Source organism: Pseudomonas sp. H2_D02 (assembly GCF_054677635.1).
Genome location: NZ_CP162816.1, coordinates 4,670,723 through 4,686,966, shown reverse-complemented (window position 1 = coordinate 4,686,966; position 16,244 = coordinate 4,670,723). Strand labels below are relative to the sequence as shown.

Genomic DNA, 16,244 nt, shown 5'->3' with positions numbered 1-16,244 from the left:
CTTTCCCTAAGATCACGTCGTAACTCGTTATGACAAGTGAAGGAAGCCATGCCCGACAACGTTCTTTCCCTCGACAGCGTGCCGCTGCACACCCAACTGCGCGACGTGCTGCGTGCACGCATCCTCGACGGTGAATACCCCCAGGGCAGCCAGATGCCGTCGGAAAGCGAGCTCGGCGCGTTGTTCCGCGTCAGCCGCATCACCGTTCGCCAAGCCTTGGGCGACCTGCAAAAGGAAGGGCTGATCTTCAAGATCCATGGCAAAGGCACCTTCGTCGCCAAGCCCAAGACCTTCCAGAACGTCAGCACCCTCCAGGGTCTGGCCGAGTCCATGACCGGGCGCGGTTTCGAGGTGATCAACCGCCTGCGCAGCTTCAAGTTCATGGCGGCGGACAAGTCAGTGGCCGAGCGCCTGAAACTGGCGGAAGGGGACGTGGTGGCGCAGATCAAGCGGGTGCGGCTGATCAACCGCGAGCCGGTGTCCCTGGAGATCACCTACCTGCCCAAGGCGCTCGGCGAGCGCCTTGAGAAAGCCGACCTGGTCACCCGCGATATTTTCTTGATCCTGGAAAACGATTGCGGCCTGGCCCTCGGTCATGCGGACCTGGCCATCGATGCGGTGCTGGCCGACAGCGACCTGTGCCAGGCCCTGGAGATCGAGGCCGGATCGCCGGTCATGCGCATCGAGCGCCTGACCCACGGCGCCGATGGGCAACCACTGGATTTCGAATACCTCTACTACCGCGGCGATGCCTTCCAGTACCGCTTGCGGATCGACCGGCAGAAAGGGACGCAGGCATGACCCAAAGCTCAAGAAGCATCCTCGAACAGGAATACGACATCGTCGTCATCGGCGGCGGCACCGCCGGGCCCATGGCCGCGATCAAGGCCAAGGAACGCAACCGCGACTTGCGCGTGTTGTTGGTGGACAAGGCCAACGTCAAGCGCAGTGGCGCCATCAGCATGGGCATGGACGGGCTCAACAACGCGATCATCCCGGGGCACTCGACGCCTGAGCAATACACCAAGGAAATCACTATTGCCAACGACGGCATCGTCAACCAGGCCGCGGTGTACGCCTACGCGACCCACAGCTTCGAAACGATCGAGCAATTGGACCGTTGGGGCGTGAAGTTCGAGAAGGACGAAACCGGCGACTACGCGGTGAAAAAGGTTCACCACATGGGCGCCTACGTGCTGCCGATGCCGGAAGGGCACGACATCAAGAAAGTCTTGTACCGGCAGTTGAAACGGGCGCGGGTGAGCATCACCAATCGGTTGGTCTGCACCCGGTTGCTGACCGACGAAGAGGGGGCGGTGAACGGGGTGATGGGCTTCGATTGCCGCACCGCCGACTTTCATGTGATCAAGGCCAAGGCGGTCATTCTCTGCTGCGGCGCGGCGGGACGCTTGGGGCTGCCGGCCTCAGGCTACCTGATGGGCACCTATGAAAACCCGACCAATGCAGGCGATGGCTACGCCATGGCGTATCACGCTCGGCGCCGAGCTGGCGAACCTGGAATGCTTCCAGATCAACCCGCTGATCAAGGATTACAACGGCCCGGCGTGCGCCTATGTCACCGGCCCCCTCGGCGGCTATACCGCCAACAACAAGGGCGAGCGTTTCATCGAGTGCGACTACTGGAGCGGGCAAATGATGTGGGAGTTCCACCAGGAACTCGAAGGTGGCAACGGTCCGGTGTTCCTCAAGCTCGATCACCTGGCCGAGGAAACCATCCAGAACATCGAAGAGATCCTGCACAGCAATGAGCGGCCCAGCCGCGGGCAGTTCCACGCCAACCGTGGCACCGACTACCGCACGCAGATGGTCGAGATGCACATCTCCGAAATCGGTTTTTGCAGCGGTCATTCGGCCTCGGGCGTTTGGGTCAACGAGCGGGCGGAAACCTCGGTCAAGGGCCTGTACTCGGCGGGCGACATGGCGGCGGTGCCGCACAACTACATGCTCGGTGCTTTCACCTATGGCTGGTTTGCCGGCAACAACGCCGCCGATTTTGTGGCAGGCAAGGATTTCTCGGCGCTGGATGCCGGGCAGATCGAGCGGGAGAGGGCGCGTGTCTACGCGCCGCTTGAGCGCGAGCATGGCCTGCCGCCGGCCCAGGTGGAATACAAGCTGCGCCGCTTCGTCAACGATTACCTGCAACCGCCGAAGGTCACGAAAAAAATGCAGATCGGCCTGCAACGCTTCAGCGATATCCAGCGCGACCTGGACCAGATCAAGGCCCATAACGCCCATGAATTGATGCGCGCCATGGAAGTCAGCGTGATCCGCGACTGCGCCGAAATGGCCGCCCGGGCCTCGTTGTTTCGCGCGGAAAGCCGTTGGGGGCTGTACCACTATCGAGTCGATCACCCACGGCGCAACGACAGCGACTGGTTCTGCCATTGCCATTTGAAGAAAGGCGAGGACGGCACGATGACCTCGTTCAAGAAAGCCGTCGAGCCCTACATCATCGCCCTCGATGCCGACGAGCTGCAGGCCTACGACCGGCTGCGGGTCGGCGCCGACGCGGCGTGAACCCATCACCCAAAGAGAACGCCCATGGCCTATCAACCCCAGGAAATCTTCTTTCGCTCCAATGCCCCCGTCACCGTGGACGAGGACAAATGCATCGCCCACAAGGGCTGCACGGTGTGCGTCGACGTATGCCCCATGGACCTGCTGGCGATCAACCCGGCAACCCAGAAGGCCTACATGGCGTTCGATGAATGCTGGTATTGCATGCCCTGTGAAAAGGACTGCCCGACGGGGGCGGTGAAAGTCGAGATTCCGTACCTGTTGCGTTGACGCCTTCGCGAGCAGGCTCGCTCCCACAGGGGATCGAAGCCAGCCGCGATTATTCTGCACACCCATAAACCTGTGGGAGCCGAGCTTGCTCCGGGCGGCGTTCCGACGATGGGGCCACCACAGACACAAAAAAAGCCATCCGGCCACACCGGACGCTAATCCCAGCACACCCCTCGTTTCCCACCGCGCCTGATCGTGGCGGAGACGAAAAACCTATAAATGATTCGAGGGGACATACCCATGTTATTGCGTGCAGCACTGGCCGGTCTGGCACTGGCTTCATTGACCCTGCCTGCCCAGGCAGACACCATCCGCATCGCCATCGGCACCCAGGACACCACCATCAACTGCGCCGCAGGCGGGTTGCTGATCCGGGAGCTGGGGCTGTTGGACAAGTACTTGCCCCACGATGGCGCGTACAAGGATGCCCACTACGACATCCAGTGGAAAAACTTCACCAGCGGCGCACCACTGACCAACGAGATGGTCGCCGAGCAAACTGGACTTCGGCGCCATGGCCGATTTCCCGGGTGCTTTCAACGGCGTGGCGTTCGAGACCGCCGGCAAGCACAGCCTGTTCATCAGCGTGCTGTCGGGCAGCACCCAGGGCAGCGGCAACGGCATCGTCGTGCCCAGTGCCTCGGGCGTACAGTCCCTGGCCGAGCTCAAGGGCAAGACGATTTCCGTGCCATTCGCTTCCACCGCCCATGGCATGTTGCTGCGCGCCGTCGCGGCCCAAGGCTGGGATCCGCTCAAGGATGTGAACATCATCGCCCAGCCACCGGAGGTCGCCGGCTCGGCGTTGCAGGCCGGCAAGATCGACGCCCATGCCGACTTCGTACCCTTCGCCGAACTGTTCCCCAGCCGTGGCTTCGCCCGCAAGATCTATGACGGCGCCCAGGCCAAGACGCCGACATTCCATGGCGCGCTGGTGGACCAGGCCTATGCCAGGAAGTATCCGGAAATCGTCGTTGCCTACTTGCGTGCAACCATCGAAGCCAATCAGTTGCTGGCCGCCGAGCCGGAGAAGTACAGCGAGTTGATCGCCAAGGTCACCGGCGTGGATGCCGAGGTCAATTATCTGTTCCACGGGCCGCTGGGCGTGCAGACCCGCGACCTGACCTGGAAACCGGAATACCGCCAGGCCGTCGGCACCGCCATCGACACCCTCAAGCTGCTGAAGAAGGCCGATCAGGGGCTGGACCTCAACACATTCATCGATGACCAGTACATCCGCGCCGCCTTCAAGGCATCGAACCTCGATTACACCGCGCAACTGGGCAACTACGCCCAGACGTCCCTCGGCACGCCCGACGCCTTGACCGGCCAGGCCATCACCGATGCCCGCCATGTGGCCGAGATCTGGGTGCGCGGCGAGCCGAAAGTGCGTCATTACGCCTCGGCGCAGTCAGCCTTCAGCGCACTGGCAAGCCTCAAGCAGGAAGGCAAGGGCATCCGCGCCGTCTACGCCCAGGCCAGCGACAGCGGGATCAAGCTGTTGGCCGAGCAGGCGTGGTTTGCCAGTGATGGCAAGGGCCAGCTCAGCGCGTTCCTGTTGAAAGGGCAGGCCGAGCAGTTTGCCACGGCCCAGGGCGGCAAGGTCCTGGACTTCACCGAGGCGACGACCCAGTCGGTTGCTGCCCGCTGACTTGCAAATAACCTGTGGGAGCGAGCTTGCTCGCGATGGCGGTGTGTCAGTCATATCAACTTCAACTGATCTGACGCCATCGCGAGCAAGCTCGCTCCCACAAGGATTCCACTCCGGAGGAAGATTTGTGTACCCATCATCCAAACGCTGGCTCCTGCGAGCCGCTTCCTTGCTGCTCTGCCTGCTGTTCTGGCAACTCGCCGCCGCCGGCCACTGGGACCTTGGCCTGGTGACCTTCGCCAACGTCCCGACCCCACTGGCGGTGGTCCAGGCCGCACTTGGCCTGGGCGAGTCGGGCAATCTCGTGCGGCATCTGGGCAGCAGCCTGGGCCGGGTCTTCGCCGGGTATGGCGCTGCGCTGTTGATTGGCGTGGCGCTGGGCCTGGCCATCGGTCGGTCACGCTGGGCCGAAGATCTGTTGCTGCCACCGCTTGAAGTGCTGCGGCCGATCCCGGCGGTGGCCTGGATTCCGTTGGCGATCCTGATGTTTCCCTCGTCGGAGTTGTCGATGGTCTTCATCACCTTCACCGGCGCGCTGTTCCCGATCCTGCTCAACACCGTGCACGGCGTCGAAGGGGTGGACCGGCGATTGATCGCCTCGGCGAAAAGCCTCGGCGCCGGACGCCAGGCCATCCTGCTGGAAGTGATTCTGCCGGGGGCCGCGCCGAGCATCATCACCGGCCTCGCCATCGGCATGGGCACTTCCTGGTTCTGCCTGGTGACGGCGGAAATGATCGCTGGCCAGTACGGCATCGGTTACTACACCTGGGCGTCCTACACCGTGCAGAACTACCCGGACATCGTGGTCGGCATGTTGCTGATCGGCGTGCTGGGCATGGGTAGCAGTTTGTTGATCAAGCGCCTGGGCGGGCTGTCCACGCCTTGGCATCGACCCGGAGGAAAAGCCTGATGAGTGCGATGCAAGCGCTGGAAGGACGGATCGACATCCGCCAGTTGTCCATTGTTCTGGGCCAGGGAGCCCAGGCCTTCGAAGCGGTGCAGGGGCTCGATTGCCAGATCGAGGCGGGCCAGTTCGTCTGCATCCTGGGGCCGTCCGGTTGCGGCAAATCCACCTTGCTCGGCGCCCTCGCCGGGCACCTGCAACCGAGCACGGGCACGTTGAAGGTGGACGCGGTGCCGGTCGTTGGCCCGTCGCCCCAGCGCGGCATGGTATTCCAGCAACACACCTTGTTTCCGTGGCGCAGCGTGCGCGACAACGTCGCCTTCGGCCTGAAGATGCGTGGCCTGGGCAAGCTCGAACGGCACCGGGCTGCCGACGAAATCCTCGCCCTGGTGGGCCTGGAGGGGTTTGCCGGGCACTGGCCCGATCAGCTCTCCGGCGGCATGCAGCAGCGGGTGGAGATTGCCCGGGTGCTGGTCAACCGTCCGCGCCTGTTGCTGATGGATGAACCCTTTGGCGCGCTGGATGCCCTGACGCGCTTGAACATGCAGGAGCTGCTGCTGGACATCTGGACGCGGATTCGCACCACCGTGGTGTTCGTCACCCACGACATCGACGAAGCGCTGTTCCTGGCCGATCGCTTGCTGGTGATGAGCCCGCGCCCGGGTCGGATCATCGAGGACCTGCGCCTGGACTTTCCCCGTCCACGGACGACTGAGTTGGTCACCCGCCCTCAATTCGCCCGATTGAAGCGCCACTGCCTCGAACTGCTGCGTCATGAAGACGGCCAGCAACTGCCACGCCTCAATCCCCTTGGGCTGCCTCCTGAAACCTCCTTGCCGCGATTTGCCCTATGACCTCTCTATTTGAAAACACCGACAACGACGACATCCTTGCCCTGCAACCGCGCCTGACCGACGACGACGCCGGCGTGCGCCGTATCGCGCTGATCGAACTGGCCGACCTCGAAGAGCCCGAAGGCCTGCTGTGGCTGGTGGATCGCCTGGCACATGACCCCAGCGCCGAGGTGCGGGCCGAAGCCGCGAGATTGCTCGAAGCCTGGGAGGACGCGCCGGTGGTCACGGCCTTGTGCGAGGCCTTGACCGATCCATCCTCGACCGTGCAAGCCGCGGCTGCCCAGAGCCTGAGCCTGCTCAAGAGCGAGGCGGCAGGAAGGGTGATCCTGCCTTGGACGGCGCATGTGGATGCCAGCGTGCGCATCGCCGCATTCCGGGCCTTGCGCGAGTTGCGTCTGGGGGGCGCCGCGCCAGCCGCGCTCGCCGCGCTGGCTGACCCCGAGGCCGGCGTGCGTCGCGAGGCGGTTGGCGTGCTCGGCTGGCTCAAGCACCTCGACGCCTTGCCGGCCCTGGCGCGGCTGGCCAGTGATGATCCGGAGAGCGAAGTGCGCCGTGCGGCCACCGGTGCCCTCGGCCTGGCCTCGGATGCTCAAGTCTTGCCGAGCGCTGCGCCAGGCCTTGCGGGACCCGGCCTGGACGGTGCGCGAAGAAGCCGCCACCACACTGGGCAAGGTCGGCCACACCGATGCCGGCCCGGCCCTGATCGAGGCGCTGGCAGATGATTATTGGCAAGTGCGTCTGCGGGCGACTCGTAGCCTGGGTCGCTTGCGTTACGCCCCGGCACTGGCGGCCTTGATCGAGACCCTGGCTCATCGCATCAGTAACTTGCGCAAGGAGGCGGCCCTGGCTTTGGGCGAGTTGAACGATCCTGATGCGATCCCGGCGTTGCAGGCCGCCCAGGAGGATGGCGATCCGGAGGTACGCAAGGCTGTGCGGATTGCCTTGGGCCAATTGCAATGAGCCCGTTGGCGATTGGTAATTCACAACAGAAGGGGCTGTTGCGGCTGAGTTGGCCTGATGGGCGTGAGCAACAACTGGAGCATGCCGAACTGCGTCGTCGATGCCCCTGTTCGCGGTGCCGGGCGTTTCGCCTGCAAGGAATGGCGGTCCAGGTGGATTCGCGGGTTCGGGTGATTGAGGTCAATAGCCAGGGCTATGGGGTGCAGTTGGTCTTCAGTGATGGGCATGAGCGGGGGATTTTTCCCTGGGCTTATCTGGCGGGGTTGTAGCTTTGTGCCCATCCCTTGTGGGAGCGAGCTTGCTCGCGATGACGTCAGTACATTCAACCTTTTTGCAAGCTGATCCACCGCCATCGCGAGCAAGCTCGCTCCCACAGGGATACGCTGGTTACTTGAGCAATCGGTGAACCCGTGGCGAGGGAGCTTGCTCCCGCTGGGCTGCGTCAGCAGCCCCAAAATCATTCAACACGGTTAATTTGGTTTTGCGCAGTCAACCCGTGAACTGACTGGCGGCGCTTGTCAGAAAAACCATGGAAGAGTACAAATGTACTCCATGACGACTCTCACTCCCCGCCGCACCGCCATCCTGACCTTCATCCGCGAACGCATCGCCGAGCAGGGCCAGTCTCCCAGCCTCGCTGAAATCAGCGAGGCGTTTGGTTTCGCCTCTCGCAGCGTGGCGCGCAAGCATGTGCTGGCGTTGACCGAAGCCGGCTTCATCGAGGTCAATCCGCACCAGGCCCGGGGCATTCGGCTGTTGAACCAGCCGCCGCGTCCCGAGTTGCTGGACGTGCCGGTGCTGGGACGGGTGGCCGCCGGGCTGCCGATCGGGGCTGATGCCGAAGTCCACAGCCGTCTGTTGCTGGACCCGGCGATTTTCACCAAGGCGCCGGATTACCTGCTGCGCGTCCAAGGCGATTCGATGATCGAGGACGGCATCCTCGACGGCGATCTGGTGGGCGTACAACGCACGCCCCAGGCCGCCAACGGACAGATCGTCGTGGCGCGCCTGGACGGTGAAGTGACCATCAAGCGTTTCGAGCGAGTCGGCGAGCGCGTACGCCTGTTGCCCCGCAACCCGGCCTATCAGCCAATCATCGTCGAAGCCGACCAGGACCTGGCGATAGAAGGTGTGTTCTGTGGCCTGGTGAGGCAAGGCTGATGGGCGCCGTCGTTGCGTTGGACACGCTGTTCAATGGCGGCCAGGTCTGGAAGGGCCGGCCTGCGCCACCGGCCGCCAGCCCGCAGCCTACTGGCCATGCGATGCTGGACGCGGCATTGCCCAGCGGCGGTTGGCCGGAAGCGGCGTTGACGGAAATCCTCATCGGCGCGCCGGGCGTGGGTGAGTTGCAACTGGTGTGGCCGACCCTGGCGCGGTTGTCCGCGGCGGGGGAGCGGATCGTGTTGGTGGCGCCGCCGTTCGTGCCCTATCCCCAGGCCTGGCGAAATGCAGGGGGTGGACTTGCGCCAGTTGTCGATCATCCAGGCCGATCCACGGGAGGCCTTGTGGGCCACCGAGCAATGCCTGCGTTCGGGCAGTTGCGGCGCGGTGTTGTGCTGGCCGCGCCAGGCGGACGACCGGGCCTTGCGCCGTTTGCAGGTCGCCGCGGAGACCGGCCAGACCCTGGCGTTCGCCTGGCGCTCGATTCAGGAAGCCATCAACCCGTCCCCGGCTGCCTTGCGCATTGCCATCGATGCCCGGCCTGCGCAATTGCGGGTGCTCAAGACCCGCGGCGGACTGGCCCGTTCGGCGCCGATCGCTTTTCCCACGCTCACAGGGCATTGAGGTTGCGATGCGCTGGGTCTGTATTTTATTCCCGCAATTGGCGCTGGACGCCGCGCTGCGCCAGCGCCCCGATCCCGACGAGCCCCTGGCGCTGCTGACCGGCCCGGCCCAGCGGCGGGTGCTGCAAGCGGTCAACGAACCGGCCCGCGCCTTGGGCCTGCGCCCCGGCCAGACCATGACCGCCGCCCAGGCCTTGAGCAAAGGGTTCGCCACGACCGAGTACGACGCGACGCAGATCAACTATTGGCAACAGTTCCTCGCGGCCTGGGCCTACCGCTTCAGTTCCCAGGTCAGCGTGCATTACCCGCGCACGGTGGTGTTCGAGATCGAATCGAGCCTGGGACTGTTCGGGCCCTGGCCAGTGTTCGAGGCGCGGTTGCGGGCCGAACTGACTGAACTGGGCTTTCGCCATCGCATCGTCGCCGCCCCCAACCCCGTGGCAGCGCGGACACTGGCCAATGCCTACGACGCCCTGGTGGTGCCCGATAACGAGACCTTGCAAGCGTACCTGGGGCACATGCCAGTGGACCGGATCGGCCTGGCGCCTGAGGTTGCCACGGCGTTGTCACGCATGGGCCTGCGCCAGCTCAGCCAAGTCCAGGCCTTGCCCCGGCACACTTTGGCGCGGCGCTTCGAAGCCGACATGCTCAAGCACCTCGACGCGCTGGTGGGCAGCCGTACCCTGGCGCTGTCGTTCTACCTGCCGCCGGACCGTTTCGATGTGCGCATCGAACTCAATTACGACGTGCAATCCCACCAGGCCTTGCTGTTTCCGCTGCGCCGATTGACCGGTGATCTGTCGGCTTACTTGTGTGGGCGTGACAGCGGCGTGCAGCGTTTTGATTTGCACCTGGAGCACGCCGGCTTGCCGGACACGGTCATCAAGGTCGGCCTGCTCAGCGCCGAGCGGGATGCTTCGATGCTGTTCGAGCTGGCCCGTGGCCGTCTCGAGCAGGTGCAGGTCGAGGCGCCCGTGCGCGGCTTTCGCTTGTGTGCCAAAGACCTGCCGAGCTTCGTGCCCCAGCGCCTGGAGTTGTTCGATGAACGTCCGCAGCAGTCCTTGCCCTGGGAACAGCTACGCGAACGGTTGCGGGCGCGCCTCGGCGACGAAGCCGTGCAAGGGTTGGGGTTTGGCGACGATCATCGACCCGAATGCGCGTGGCAGATGAAACCCCAGCCGCAACCACAGATGTGTCCGCTGCGCGATGATATCCAGCGTCCCGGCTGGCTGCTCGGCGAACCCCAGGTTTTGCCCGAAGGCCAGGCGCGAATCCTCATGGGCCCGGAGCGCATCGAGTCCGGCTGGTGGGATGGGGCCGACGTGCGCCGCGACTACTACCTGATCGAAACCCGCGCCGGCCAACGCGGCTGGGCCTATCGACCGGTGGGCGAGGGCGGGCCGTTGTGGCTGCAAGGCTGGTTCGCATGAACATCGAATACGCCGAGCTGCATTGCCTGTCGAACTTCAGTTTCCAGCGCGGTGCCTCCAGCGCCCTGGAACTCTGTCGTCGTGCCAAACTGCAGGGCTATCGGGCCCTGGCGATCACCGATGAATGCACCCTGGCCGGCATCGTCCGGGCCTGGCAGGCGGCCAGGGAGCTGGAGCTGCAACTGATCGTCGGCAGCGAAATCCAGGTCGAGGACGGTCCGAAGCTGGTGCTGTTGGTGGAAAACCTTGAGGGTTATCAAGCCTTGTGCGGACTGATCACCCGTGCCCGGCGCCGTAGCGAGAAGGGCCGATATCGCATCGTCCGGGAAGACTTCGACAAGCCGCTGCCAGGACTACTCGCGCTGTGGGTGCCCGATGGCAAGGAGCCCGAGGCGCAAGGGCGCTGGCTCCAACAGGTATTCAACGCGCGCCTGTGGCTGGCCGTGCAGTTGCATTGCGGGCAGGACGATCGGCGGCGGCTGGCGGACTTGCTCGCATTGGCCGAACGCCTGGGCCTTCCGGCCGTCGCCACGGGGGATGTGCACATGCATGTGCGGGGACGTCGCGCCTTGCAAGACACCATGACCGCCATCCGCCACCACGTCACCGTCGCCGAAGCCGGCCTGCGCCTGCACCCCAACGGCGAACGCCATTTGCGCAGCCTTGAGGCCCTGGCTGGTCTCTATCCTCGCGCCTTGCTCGATGAAACCGTGGAAATCGCCCGGCGCTGCACGTTCGACCTCGGCCAGCTGCGCTATGAATACCCGCGCGAGCTGGTGCCTGAGGGCCATGATCCGACGTCCTGGTTGCGGGAACTGACCGAGCGCGGCATGCGCGAGCGGTGGAAGGGCGGTGTGAAGGAGAAGGTGCGGACGCAGATCGAAAGCGAGTTGGCGCTGATTGCCGAGCTGGGCTACGACAGTTATTTCCTCACCGTGCAAGACATCGTCAGCTTCGCCCGCGGCCGCCACATTCTCTGCCAGGGCCGGGGTTCGGCCGCCAATTCGGCGGTGTGCTACGCCTTGGGCATCACCGAAATCGACCCGGCCCGGACGGACATGCTGTTCGAACGCTTCCTGTCCCGCGAGCGCAATGAGCCGCCGGACATCGACGTCGATTTCGAACACGAGCGTCGCGAAGAAGTCCTGCAGTACGTGTTCCAGCGCTACGGCCGGCATCGCGCGGCATTGACGGCGGTGGTCAGCAGCTACCACGGCGCCGGGGCGGTGCGTGACGTGGCCAAGGCCTTGGGCCTGCCGCCGGACCAGGTCAATGCACTGGCCGATTGCTGCGGGCGCTGGAGCGATGAAGCGCCGCCGCTGGAGCGCCTGCGCGAAGGCGGTTTCGACCCCGAAAGCCCGGTGCTGCGCCGGGTGTTGAGCCTGACCCAGCAACTGATCGGTTTTCCCCGGCACCTGTCCCAGCACCCTGGCGGCTTCGTGATTTCCCAGCAACCCCTGGACACCCTGGTGCCGGTGGAAAACGCCGCGATGGCCGAGCGCACCATCATCCAGTGGGACAAGGACGACCTCGATGCGGTCGGGCTGCTCAAGGTGGACATCCTGGCGCTGGGCATGCTCAGCGCGATCCGCCGTTGTTTCGACCTGGTCGCGCATTACCGGGGCGTGCGGCATACCCTGGCGTCGTTGCCCAAGGACGATCGCGCGACATTCGAGATGATCAGCCGCGCCGACACCATCGGCGTGTTCCAGATCGAATCCCGTGCGCAGATGGCGATGTTGCCCCGCCTCAAGCCCAAGGATTACTACGACCTGGTGATCGAAGTGGCCATCGTGCGGCCGGGCCCGATCCAGGGCGGGATGGTGCATCCGTACCTGCGGCGGCGCAATGAGGAAGAGGAGATCACTTACCCATCGCCGGAATTGAAAGAAGTGCTGGGCCGGACTTTGGGGATTCCGTTGTTCCAGGAACAGGTGATGCAGATTGCCATTGTCGCGGCGGACTACACGCCTGGCGAAGCGGATCAATTGCGTCGCTCCATGGCCGCCTGGAAACGTCACGGCGGGCTTGAGCCACATCGCGAGCGCCTGGCAGAAGGCATGAAGAACAACGGTTACACGCCCGAATTCGCCGCGCAGATCTTCGAACAGATCAAGGGCTTCGGCAATTACGGCTTTCCTGAGTCCCACGCCGCCAGTTTCGCCTTGCTGACCTACGCCAGCAGTTGGCTCAAATGCCACGAGCCGGCGGCGTTCGCCTGCGCCCTGATCAACAGCTGGCCCATGGGTTTCTACAGCCCGGACCAGATCCTCCAGGACGCCCGCCGGCATCAGTTGCAGATCCGTCCGGTGGACGTGCGGGCCAGCGACTGGGAATGCAGCCTGGAACCGCTGGAAGGCCGGCAACCGGCGATTCGCATGGGCTTGCGCCTGATCAAGGGGTTTCGCGAGGACGATGCCCGGCGTATCGAGGCGGCACGCAGGCAGCGGTCTTTCAGCGATGTAGCCGACCTGGGCGAGCGGGCGCGACTCGACGCCAGGGCCATGGAGCAATTGGCCGACGCCGATGCCTTGCGCGGCCTGGCCGGCGATCGCCATCGCGCCCGCTGGGAAATCGCTGGCGTGGAAAAACAACTGGGCTTGTTCGCGGGCCTGCCCAGCCAGGAAGAACCCACCGTAGCCTTGCCGACACCCACGGTGGGAGAAAACCTGTTTGCCGACTACGCCACCGTGGGCACGACATTGGGGCCCCATCCGTTGGCGTTGCTGCGCTCCGAATTGCGCGCCCGACGCTGCCGCAGCTCGCGGGAATTGCAAACCGTCGAACATGGCCGCAACGTCAGCGTCGCCGGGCTGGTCACCGGCCGCCAGCGCCCGGGCACGGCCAGCGGCGTGACCTTTGTCACCCTGGAAGACGAATTCGGCAACCTCAACGTGGTGGTCTGGCGCGACTTGGCCGAACGCCAGCGCAAGGTCCTGGTGGGCTCGCAATTGCTCAGGGTGGATGGGCGCTGGGAGAGTGTCGGCGAAGTCCGCCATCTCATCGCCGGACGCCTGAGCGATTTGAGCGAATTGCTGACGGGCATCCATGTGCGCAGCCGGGATTTCCGCTAGACCTGTGGTTGAAATCTGTGGCGAGGGGATTTATCCCCGCTGGGCTGCGCAGCAGACCCATTAAGACGTATAGCTAACTAGCTGACACCTCTACGGTGCTTGGTTTGGGGGCGCTTCGCACCCCAGCGGGGATAAATCCCCTCGCCACAAAGGGTTGGCGTCGTCAGTCTGCATGAAACCAATTGCCAACCTCGTGCTCGAAGCACTAGCACAAGGGACTTGTGGTATGCCGATTCCCTGCTGGTAGTTTGAGGTGAGAGTCGTCCCATGAAGTTCTTATCCCAGAGTAACGGGTGTCCCGGTTGGGACGGAGAAATGGCCCGGCGCATCCGGGCGCACGATTGGAGTCGCACCGAACTGGGTGCGATCGAGCACTGGTCTGCCAGCCTGCGCAGCGCGGTCCAGGTGATGCTGGCGTCGCCCTTGCCAATGGTCATGTTGTGGGGGCGCCAGGGCTTCATGATCTACAACGACGCCTACGCCGAATTTGCCGGTGGTCGCCATCCGTACCTGCTGGGGCGTGCGGTGGAAATGGGATGGCCGGAAGTGGCCGAGTTCAATCGCCATGTATTGGACGTGTGCCTCGCCGGCGGCACCTTGTCCTACCGCAGCAAGGAACTGGTGCTGCTGCGCGACGGCAAGCCCGAAGACGTCTGGATGGACCTCTACTACAGCCCCGTGCCCGACGATGACCAATCGCCGGCCGGCGTGTTGGCGATCGTGGTGGAAACCACCGAGCTGGTGCTGAGCGAGCGGGCCCGGCAAGAGGCCGAGCGCAGCTATCGCGCGGTCAATGAGCGCATCCAGTTGGCGCTTTCGGCGGGGCCGTTGCTAGGGTCGTTTGTCTGGGACATCGAGGCCGATCGGCTGTCTGGCGACGAGCGTTTCGCCCGTACCTTTGGCTGTCCGCCCGAGTGCCCGCTGGAGGCACTGCCCATCGACATCGCTCGCCAGCGCATCCATCCCGACGACATCGACGACGTCGAGCAACGGGTCGACCTGACCCTGCGCACGGGCGTTCCCTACACCGCTGAATACCGTTTGCGTCGTGGCGAGGGCGATTACCTTTGGGTGCTGGCCAGCGGTCGATGCGAGTTCGATGCATTGGGCAAGCCCCTGCGTTTTCCCGGCGTGCTGATCGACATCAACGAGCGCAAGACCGCCGAAGCGTCGCTGCTCAAGTTCACCCGCGACCTGGAGCAGCGCGTCGATAATGAGGTCCAGGCGCGCTTGGCGGCTGAAGAACAGTTGCGCCAATCGCAGAAACTCGAAGCCATCGGCGGGCTCACTGGCGGCGTCGCCCATGACTTCAACAACCTGCTCCAAGTGATTGCCGGCAACCTGCATTTGCTGGCTCGCCACGAGCCTGACAATCCCAATGTGCAACGGCGGGTCGGCGCGTCCATCGAAGCGGTGGAGCGGGGCGCCAAGCTGTCATCGCAGTTGCTGGCTTTCGCTCGTCGCCAGCCGCTGTCGCCGGCGGTGTACAACCCGCGACGCATCTACGATGGCCTGGGCGAATTGCTGCAACGGGCGCTGGGGGAAACCATCCGGATCGAGGTGTCGTTGCCCCCGGAGCCGTGGTGCATCCATGTCGATCGCAACCAGTTGGAAAACGCCCTGCTGAATTTGGCGATCAACGCGCGCGATGCCATGGGGGGCGAAGGCGTCATCAGCATGGTCGGGGAAAATATTGCCCTTGACGAGTCGTCCTGCGTTGGCAAAGGTGTCGTGGCCGGTGATTACGTACGGTTGTCGGTGAACGATCGTGGCGCCGCGCATGGCGCCTGAAGTGTTGAACCAGGTGTTCGAACCGTTCTTTACCACCAAGACCGATGGCCAGGGCACCGGGCTCGGATTGAGCATGGTGTTCGGGTTCGTCAAGCAGAGTGGCGGGCATATCGAGATTACCAGTCACCCGGGGGAAGGCACGCAAGTGCATATGTATTTCCCCCGCAGCCATAAGCCTGAATCCCCGGAACAGGCGCACCCTCGCACGCTCCAGCCCGGCCTGGAGGAAACGATCCTGGTGGTCGAGGACAACGATGACGTGCGCGCGGCGTCGGTGGATTTGCTGGAGCAGTTCGGTTATCGAACCCTGACCGCCGCCAACGGTGACGAGGCCATGAAGTTGTTGCTCGACGGCGTCTCGGTGGACCTGATCTTCACCGATGTGGTCATGCCCGGCCTGATCAAGAGCTCTGACCTGGCGGCCTGGGCCAAGGTGCAGACCCCGCCGGTGCCGGTCCTTTTCACGTCGGGACATACCCGCGACATCATTTCGCGTAACCACCAGTTGAGCCCCGATACGCATTTGTTGAGCAAGCCGTACAGCCCGGATGCGCTGGCGCGGATGGTCAGCTCAGTGCTGGAAGAATGAGCCCGACGCGGCAAAAGAATGGAACCCAAGTCGTCGTCCGGCCTTCGAATAATCAGGGCCGATCACTATTCGGCCTTGTCATGAACGAGGTGTCTAATGAGCGACTCTGCAAATACTCAGCAACAAGGCCAGACGCAAACCCCGTCCTCGCGTAACGATCCGGCTGTCGATCCTCAAGTGGCGAATAACCAGCCTGCCAATTCGGCTGAGACACACGAGGCTCACAGTGCTGCCCGTGAGGTCGATCAGAAGAAACATCATCAGGACAATGACAACACCTACAGCCCGGGTTTCAAGCCGGAACCGGATCGGCCTGGACCGGGTGACAAGACGGATGCCGATATCGACACTGCCGACAGCTGATCAACAAAAAAAGCCCGACTCGAGAGTCGGGCTTTCTTA

At 63.9% G+C, this 16,244-nt stretch carries 9 protein-coding genes and 5 pseudogenes; all 14 read left to right on the top strand.

The window, feature by feature from the left end; translation table 11 throughout:
• The first annotated feature begins 48 nt into the window (after positions 1 to 48).
• Entirely contained in the window at positions 49 to 801 is a 753-nt protein-coding gene (locus tag AB4N42_RS21325; RefSeq protein ID WP_217861635.1) for a GntR family transcriptional regulator, read from the top strand.
• A pseudogene (locus AB4N42_RS21320) lies at positions 798 to 2,538 on the top strand (fumarate reductase/succinate dehydrogenase flavoprotein subunit). Before AB4N42_RS21325 ends, AB4N42_RS21320 begins: the two are co-directional and overlap by 4 nt.
• Positions 2,539 to 2,562: 24 nt before the next feature.
• Entirely contained in the window at positions 2,563 to 2,808 is a 246-nt protein-coding gene (locus AB4N42_RS21315; RefSeq protein WP_003180418.1) for a 4Fe-4S dicluster domain-containing protein, read from the top strand.
• Between the two features lie 240 nt (positions 2,809 to 3,048).
• Positions 3,049 to 4,456, top strand: a pseudogene (locus AB4N42_RS21310) (ABC transporter substrate-binding protein).
• Positions 4,457 to 4,583: 127 nt separating this feature from the next.
• Positions 4,584 to 5,366 (top strand): ABC transporter permease subunit, encoded by a 783-nt coding sequence (locus AB4N42_RS21305; protein WP_198798139.1) that lies wholly within the window; start codon positions 4,584 to 4,586, stop codon positions 5,364 to 5,366.
• A complete protein-coding gene (locus AB4N42_RS21300; protein ID WP_460115289.1) occupies positions 5,366 to 6,214 on the top strand; it encodes an ABC transporter ATP-binding protein in 849 nt (282 codons plus the stop codon). The genes AB4N42_RS21305 and AB4N42_RS21300 overlap by 1 nt, the downstream gene beginning before the upstream one ends.
• Positions 6,211 to 7,174, top strand: a pseudogene (locus tag AB4N42_RS21295) (HEAT repeat domain-containing protein). The gene AB4N42_RS21300 and the pseudogene AB4N42_RS21295 overlap by 4 nt, the downstream one beginning before the upstream one ends.
• Positions 7,171 to 7,443 (top strand): gamma-butyrobetaine hydroxylase-like domain-containing protein, encoded by a 273-nt coding sequence (locus AB4N42_RS21290; protein WP_460115288.1) that lies wholly within the window; start codon positions 7,171 to 7,173, stop codon positions 7,441 to 7,443. The pseudogene AB4N42_RS21295 and the gene AB4N42_RS21290 overlap by 4 nt, the downstream one beginning before the upstream one ends.
• A gap of 274 nt (positions 7,444 to 7,717) precedes the next feature.
• The gene (gene lexA, locus AB4N42_RS21285) at positions 7,718 to 8,335 is read left to right on the top strand and encodes a transcriptional repressor LexA (RefSeq protein WP_030137954.1); all 618 of its coding nucleotides are present in this window, start codon (positions 7,718 to 7,720) and stop codon (positions 8,333 to 8,335) included.
• Positions 8,335 to 8,959 (top strand): annotated as a pseudogene (imuA, locus tag AB4N42_RS21280) (translesion DNA synthesis-associated protein ImuA). The gene lexA and the pseudogene imuA overlap by 1 nt, the downstream one beginning before the upstream one ends.
• Before the next feature lie 7 nt (positions 8,960 to 8,966).
• Positions 8,967 to 10,388, top strand: coding sequence for a Y-family DNA polymerase (locus AB4N42_RS21275; protein ID WP_460115287.1), 1,422 nt, complete (start codon positions 8,967 to 8,969; stop codon positions 10,386 to 10,388).
• Positions 10,364 to 13,462, top strand: coding sequence for an error-prone DNA polymerase (locus AB4N42_RS21270; protein ID WP_460115286.1), 3,099 nt, complete (start codon positions 10,364 to 10,366; stop codon positions 13,460 to 13,462). Before AB4N42_RS21275 ends, AB4N42_RS21270 begins: the two co-directional genes overlap by 25 nt.
• 267 nt (positions 13,463 to 13,729) lie before the next feature.
• Positions 13,730 to 15,842 (top strand): annotated as a pseudogene (locus tag AB4N42_RS21265) (ATP-binding protein).
• A gap of 96 nt (positions 15,843 to 15,938) precedes the next feature.
• Positions 15,939 to 16,205: a hypothetical protein gene (locus AB4N42_RS21260; RefSeq protein ID WP_030137959.1), complete on the top strand. Its 267-nt coding sequence runs from the start codon at positions 15,939 to 15,941 to the stop codon at positions 16,203 to 16,205.
• Positions 16,206 to 16,244: the final 39 nt, after the last annotated feature.